Source organism: Streptomyces sp. NBC_00344 (genome assembly GCF_036088315.1).
Taxonomy (GTDB): Bacteria; Actinomycetota; Actinomycetes; order Streptomycetales; family Streptomycetaceae; genus Streptomyces.
Genome location: NZ_CP107996.1, coordinates 1,623,550 through 1,630,000, shown reverse-complemented (window position 1 = coordinate 1,630,000; position 6,451 = coordinate 1,623,550). Strand labels below are relative to the sequence as shown.

Annotated in this window: 3 protein-coding genes, 1 tRNA gene and 2 rRNA genes (1 of these 6 cut by a window edge); 5 read left to right on the top strand and 1 reads right to left on the bottom strand. The window is 62.6% G+C overall.

Annotated features, from left to right (window positions below; genetic code table 11):
• From OHS16_RS07190 to OHS16_RS07175, 4 genes are all read left to right on the top strand, one after another.
• Nucleotides 1–2,928, top strand: a 23S ribosomal RNA gene (locus tag OHS16_RS07190) (it extends 197 nt beyond the left edge of the window).
• A gap of 78 nt (nucleotides 2,929–3,006) precedes the next feature.
• Nucleotides 3,007–3,123 (top strand): 5S ribosomal RNA (gene rrf / locus OHS16_RS07185).
• 96 nt (nucleotides 3,124–3,219) lie between these two features.
• Nucleotides 3,220–3,897, top strand: coding sequence for a DegT/DnrJ/EryC1/StrS family aminotransferase (locus OHS16_RS07180; protein WP_328536340.1), 678 nt, complete (start codon nucleotides 3,220–3,222; stop codon nucleotides 3,895–3,897).
• A gap of 83 nt (nucleotides 3,898–3,980) precedes the next feature.
• Nucleotides 3,981–4,053, top strand: a tRNA-Thr gene (locus OHS16_RS07175).
• 43 nt (nucleotides 4,054–4,096) lie between these two features.
• Here OHS16_RS07175 and yczE read toward each other — a convergent pair.
• Nucleotides 4,097–4,843 (bottom strand): membrane protein YczE, encoded by a 747-nt coding sequence (gene yczE, locus OHS16_RS07170; protein ID WP_328536339.1) that lies wholly within the window; start codon nucleotides 4,841–4,843, stop codon nucleotides 4,097–4,099.
• Nucleotides 4,844–4,941: 98 nt separating this feature from the next.
• Here yczE and yczR point away from each other — a divergent pair, with 98 nt between their 5' ends.
• The gene (gene yczR / locus OHS16_RS07165; RefSeq protein WP_328536338.1) at nucleotides 4,942–6,429 is read left to right on the top strand and encodes a MocR-like transcription factor YczR; all 1,488 of its coding nucleotides are present in this window, start codon (nucleotides 4,942–4,944) and stop codon (nucleotides 6,427–6,429) included.
• The last annotated feature ends 22 nt before the right edge of the window (nucleotides 6,430–6,451 follow it).

The window sequence follows — 6,451 nt, the reverse complement described above, 5'->3', positions numbered from 1 at the left end:
AAACATCTCAGTACCCTCAGGAAGAGAAAACAACCGTGATTCCGGGAGTAGTGGCGAGCGAAACCGGATGAGGCCAAACCGTATGTGTGTGATACCCGGCAGGGGTTGCGCATGCGGGGTTGTGGGATTGCACTTCAACAGTCTGCCGGCTGTTGGGCAAGTCAGAAACCGTTGGTGTAGGCGAAGGACATGCGAAAGGTCCGGCGTAGAGGGTAAGACCCCCGTAGCTGAAACATCAACGGCTTGCTTGTGTGACTCCCAAGTAGCACGGGGCCCGAGAAATCCCGTGTGAATCTGGCGGGACCACCCGCTAAGCCTAAATATTCCCTGGTGACCGATAGCGGATAGTACCGTGAGGGAATGGTGAAAAGTACCGCGGGAGCGGAGTGAAATAGTACCTGAAACCGTGTGCCTACAAGCCGTGGGAGCGTCGCTGGCAGCACTTGTGCTGTCAGTCGTGACTGCGTGCCTTTTGAAGAATGAGCCTGCGAGTTAGCGGTGTGTAGCGAGGTTAACCCGTGTGGGGAAGCCGTAGCGAAAGCGAGTCCTAATAGGGCGTTTGAGTTGCACGCTCTAGACCCGAAGCGGAGTGATCTAGCCATGGGCAGGTTGAAGCGGCTGTAAGAGGTCGTGGAGGACCGAACCCACCAGGGTTGAAAACCTGGGGGATGACCTGTGGTTAGGGGTGAAAGGCCAATCAAACTCCGTGATAGCTGGTTCTCCCCGAAATGCATTTAGGTGCAGCGTCGTGTGTTTCTTGCCGGAGGTAGAGCACTGGATAGGCGATGGGCCCTACCGGGTTACTGACCTTAGCCAAACTCCGAATGCCGGTAAGTGAGAGCACGGCAGTGAGACTGTGGGGGATAAGCTCCATGGTCGAGAGGGAAACAGCCCAGAGCATCGACTAAGGCCCCTAAGCGTACGCTAAGTGGGAAAGGATGTGGAGTCGCAGAGACAACCAGGAGGTTGGCTTAGAAGCAGCCACCCTTGAAAGAGTGCGTAATAGCTCACTGGTCAAGTGATTCCGCGCCGACAATGTAGCGGGGCTCAAGCGTACCGCCGAAGTCGTGTCATTCATACACATAGGGCCAACGCCTGTATGGATGGGTAGGGGAGCGTCGTGTGCCGGGTGAAGCCGCGCCGGAAGGCAGTGGTGGACGGTTCACGAGTGAGAATGCAGGCATGAGTAGCGATACACACGTGAGAAACGTGTGCGCCGATTGACTAAGGGTTCCTGGGTCAAGCTGATCTGCCCAGGGTAAGTCGGGACCTAAGGCGAGGCCGACAGGCGTAGTCGATGGACAACCGGTTGATATTCCGGTACCCGCTTTGAAACGCCCAATACTGAGCCCATTAATGCTAAGGCCGTGAAGCCGCCCTGATCTCTTCGGAGTTGAGGGGAGTGGTGGAGCCGCTGAACCAAGGTGGTAGTAGGTAAGCGATGGGGTGACGCAGGAAGGTAGTCCAGCCCGGGCGGTGGTTGTCCCGGGGTAAGGGTGTAGGCCGTGTGATAGGCAAATCCGTCACACATTAAGGCTGAGACCTGATGCCGAGCCGATTGTGGTGAAGTGGATGATCCTATGCTGTCGAGAAAAGCCTCTAGCGAGTTTCATGGCGGCCCGTACCCTAAACCGACTCAGGTGGTCAGGTAGAGAATACCGAGGCGTTCGGGTGAACTATGGTTAAGGAACTCGGCAAAATGCCCCCGTAACTTCGGGAGAAGGGGGGCCATCACTGGTGATTGGATTTACTCCATGAGCTGGGGGTGGCCGCAGAGACCAGCGAGAAGCGACTGTTTACTAAAAACACAGGTCCGTGCGAAGCCGTAAGGCGATGTATACGGACTGACGCCTGCCCGGTGCTGGAACGTTAAGGGGACCGGTTAGTGCGCTTTCGGGCGTGCGAAGCTGAGAACTTAAGCGCCAGTAAACGGCGGTGGTAACTATAACCATCCTAAGGTAGCGAAATTCCTTGTCGGGTAAGTTCCGACCTGCACGAATGGCGTAACGACTTCTCGACTGTCTCAACCATAGGCCCGGTGAAATTGCACTACGAGTAAAGATGCTCGTTTCGCGCAGAAGGACGGAAAGACCCCGGGACCTTTACTACAGTTTGATATTGGTGTTCGGTTCGGCTTGTGTAGGATAGGTGGGAGACTTTGAAGCGGCCACGCCAGTGGTTGTGGAGTCGCCGTTGAAATACCACTCTGGTCGTGCTGGATGTCTAACCTCGGTCCGTGATCCGGATCAGGGACAGTGTCTGATGGGTAGTTTAACTGGGGCGGTTGCCTCCTAAAGAGTAACGGAGGCGCCCAAAGGTTCCCTCAGCCTGGTTGGCAATCAGGTGTTGAGTGTAAGTGCACAAGGGAGCTTGACTGTGAGACCGACGGGTCGAGCAGGGACGAAAGTCGGGACTAGTGATCCGGCGGTGGCTTGTGGAAGCGCCGTCGCTCAACGGATAAAAGGTACCCCGGGGATAACAGGCTGATCTTCCCCAAGAGTCCATATCGACGGGATGGTTTGGCACCTCGATGTCGGCTCGTCGCATCCTGGGGCTGGAGTCGGTCCCAAGGGTTGGGCTGTTCGCCCATTAAAGCGGTACGCGAGCTGGGTTTAGAACGTCGTGAGACAGTTCGGTCCCTATCCTCTGTGCGCGTAGGAATATTGAGAAGGGCTGTCCCTAGTACGAGAGGACCGGGACGGACGAACCTCTGGTGTGCCAGTTGTCCTGCCAAGGGCATGGCTGGTTGGCTACGTTCGGAAAGGATAACCGCTGAAAGCATCTAAGCGGGAAGCCTGCTTCGAGATGAGTATTCCCACCTCCTTGAGAGGTTAAGGCTCCCAGTAGACGACTGGGTTGATAGGCCAGATGTGGAAGCCCGGTAACGGGTGGAGCTGACTGGTACTAATAGGCCGAGGGCTTGTCCTCAGTTGCTCGCGTCCACTGTGTTAGTTCTGAAATAACGAACAGCCGTGTCCATATCCGGTTTCGTTAATTTCATAGTGTTTCGGTGGTCATTGCGTTAGGGAAACGCCCGGTTACATTCCGAACCCGGAAGCTAAGCCTTTCAGCGCCGATGGTACTGCAGGGGGGACCCTGTGGGAGAGTAGGACGCCGCCGAACAATTTTTCATCGCCAGCCCCTGAACTTCGGTTCAGGGGCTGGCGTTTTTTTATGTCCGGTCACCTCTCGTTCACATGGGCCGATGAGCATGGAGCCATGAACACCGCGAGGTTTCTGAAGTCCGCCGGCGTGGGAGCCGGCGATGAGGTCATCGTGTCCGCATACGCGGACACCGAAGCGGCCGAGGGGGTGGTGCTCGTCGGGGCACGGCCCGTGTTCGCCGACATAGATCCGTCGAGCTACTGCCTTGACCCGGGTGCCGTCGCTGCCGCACTCACCTCACGTACTGCCGCCGTCGTAGCACTTCCCGCCTTCGGCTGCCCGCCCGAGCAGGCGCGCCTGGACCAGTTGGCCTCCATACACGGGCTGTTGCTCGTCGGGCCGGGGGCCACCGCCATCGAGGCCGGCGAAGTCGAGCAGCGACGCCGCCACGCCGCCTTTCTGACGGGGCGTCTGACGGGGGTGCGCACACCCGATCCATGCGAGGGGCACAGCTACCAGCGGTATGTCGTACGGGTTCCGGGCAATGGCCGTCCCGACCGTGACGCCTTCGCACGGGCGTTGCGAGGCAGAGGGGTGGGCTGTGAGGTGCCGGTGCAGATCCCCGTGCACCGGAAGCCGGCCTTCCGCAGTGGCCTTCGGCTTCCGGAGACCGAGCGGGCCGCCGACGAGACCCTCGCGCTCCCGGTCCATGCCTCGATGAGCCGCCGGGAACTCCAGCGCATGGTGTCCTCGTGCAACGCGCTGGGCGGTCTGCTCCAACCCGCCTTCTAGCGCGCAGTGTCAGCGGTCTGCCCAGGCCGTCCACGATGGCTTTGAGTACCCCCAGCTTCAGGTATGATCTATCTTGTTGCTGCGCCCCAATAGCTCAGTCGGTAGAGCGTCTCCATGGTAAGGAGAAGGTCTACGGTTCGATTCCGTATTGGGGCTCCGGAGAACAGAAGGGCCCTCGCCGATCGGCGAGGGCCCTTTCTCATGTCTCCGTGCCGCCCGTACGGGAATCCGCGGTGCTCCGGTAGGCGAACCAGGGCAGGAAGAACTGAGTGACGGGTCCAACCGCCAGTGCGTACAGCACGGTGCCGGCCCCCACATTCCCGCCGAGCAGCCGGCCCACGATGAGCACGGTGATCTCCATCAGCGTGCGGATGCTCCTCATGGACCGCCCGGTCGCACCGGCCGCACCGGTCATCAGACCGTCCCGGGGGCCGGGGCCGAAGCGTGCTCCGACGTAGACCGCGACGGACAAGCCGTTGAGCAGCACACCCCCGGCCAACAGACCGCCCCGGGCCGGGATGCCGAGATGCCGGGGGACGAGCAGAAGACCGAGGTCTGATGTGTACGCAAGGACGATGATGTTGGCGAAGGTGCCGAACGCCGGTCGTTGTTTCAGCGGAATCCACAGCAGCAGTACAAGAACGCCGACGACGCCGCTGATCGTGCCGAAGCTGAGCGACGTATGGCGCTCGAGACCCTCGTAGAGCACGCTCCATGGGTTGACGCCGAGCGAAGCCCGGACCATGAGCGCAAGGCTGAATCCGTACAGGGCCAGGCCGGTGAACAGCTGGGGGAGACGTCTCAGCGGACGCTCTCCGAAGGAGACGCGGCTGAGGGGCGGCGGAGCCTTGGGCGTACGCGTGCGGGACGTCCGCGGCGTAGCGGCGCGTTCCTCGTACCGGCGTTGGCGGTCGCGCTCCCAGCGGTCGGTTATCTCCTGCGCCATACCGGCTGTCTCCCCTCTGGTCAGGTGTCGGAATGTCACTGGCGGTGATTCTGTAGTGTGATTGGCCCAGATGGCATGGCCAATTCTCGGAGAGTGGTATGGCAGACCCGGATCAGTTCCAGTCCGTGGACCGCGCGAGCCGCGCCGGACGAACGCTGGGGAGCAGGCAGCTCGCCGCTCTGTTGCCGGATCCGGCGGAGATGAAGCCCGCCTACCGGCACCTCGCGCGGGCGATCAGCGCGCTGATCCTGGACGGGAGGATCGCCCTGCACGTCAGGCTTCCCGCCGAGCGGGAGCTGGCCGCCGCGCTGAAGACCAGCAGGGCCACCGTCACCGCCGTGTACGACCTGCTGCGGGAGAGCGGTTACGCGCACAGCCGTCAGGGCTCCGGTACCTGGACGACCCTGCCGGAAGGCCGCACCCCGAACGGCGTCACCCGGCTCCTCGGACTCCAGGACGCCGCGATCGACCTGGCCAGGGCAGCCCCAGGGCTGCCGCACAGCACCCTCGCGGACGCCCTCGCCCAGATCACCCCCCAGCTGGCCGGACATGCGCACACCTCCGGGTACCACCCGTACGGGCTTCCGGAACTGCGCGCCGTCATCGCCGAACGCTTCACCCGGCGCGGCCTGGCCACCGTGCCCGAACAGATCCTGGTTACCTCGGGCGCTCAGCACGCGCTCACACTGGTCATGGGGCTGCTGTGCAGCCCCGGCGACCGGGTCATGGTGGAGAACCCGTCCTACCCGAACGCTCTGGAGGCCATGCGCCGTGCCCGCCTTCGCACCGTGTCGGTCCCGGTGACGGAGACCGGCTGGGACGTCGAGATCATCGAATCGACTCTGCGTCAGACGGTGCCTCAACTCGCTTATCTGATCCCCGACTTCCACAACCCGACCGGATGCCTGATGCCCCGTGAGGAGCGGGCCCGCATCCTGCGCGCCGCTCAGCGCTCCGGCACCTGGCTGGTCATCGACGAGACCCTGGCCGAGCTCGCTCTCGACGTCCCCGCCCCCGAGACCTTCGCCTCCCATGCCACGCCCGGCGGGGCCGGCCAGACCATCACCACCGGCTCGATGAGCAAGACCCACTGGGGCGGCCTGCGAATGGGCTGGTTGCGCGCCCCCGCGCAATTGGTCACCGAACTCGCCGCCCAGCGGGTCGCCACTGACATGGGCGGTTCGGTCCTGGACCAGCTCCTGGCTCTCACCCTCCTGGGCAGGGTCGGAGAACTCCTGCCACCCCGGCTGGAACAGCTTCGCGAACAACGCACCGCCCTGGCCGCCGCCCTGACGGAGCACATCCCGCAGTGGACCTGGCAACTGCCGCCCGGTGGGCTGTCGCTCTGGGCCGATCTGGGCGAGCCCGTCGCCTCGGCGCTGGCCGAGCGAGCACTCGACTACGGGGTACGGATCGAGGGCGGCGGTTACTTCGCCACCGACCCCGGCCTGCTCGAACAGCGTCTGCGCATCCCTTACACGGAGCCCCCGGACACGCTGCGCGAGGCCGTCCGCCGACTGGCGACCGCGCTCGCCGACGGCCTCCCCGTCCCGTCCCCTGCCAGGCGACCGCACTGGATCGCCTGACAGAGCCGCCGGTGCCGGAGCG

What these genes read in the sequence shown, in the direction of transcription:
- OHS16_RS07180 (WP_328536340.1), top strand. Translation starts at nt 3,220, where the DNA reads ATGAACACCGCGAGGTTTCTGAAGTCCGCCGGCGTGGGAGCCGGCGAT.
- yczE (WP_328536339.1), bottom strand. Translation starts at nt 4,843, where the DNA reads ATGGCGCAGGAGATAACCGACCGCTGGGAGCGCGACCGCCAACGCCGG.
- yczR (WP_328536338.1), top strand. Translation starts at nt 4,942, where the DNA reads ATGGCAGACCCGGATCAGTTCCAGTCCGTGGACCGCGCGAGCCGCGCC.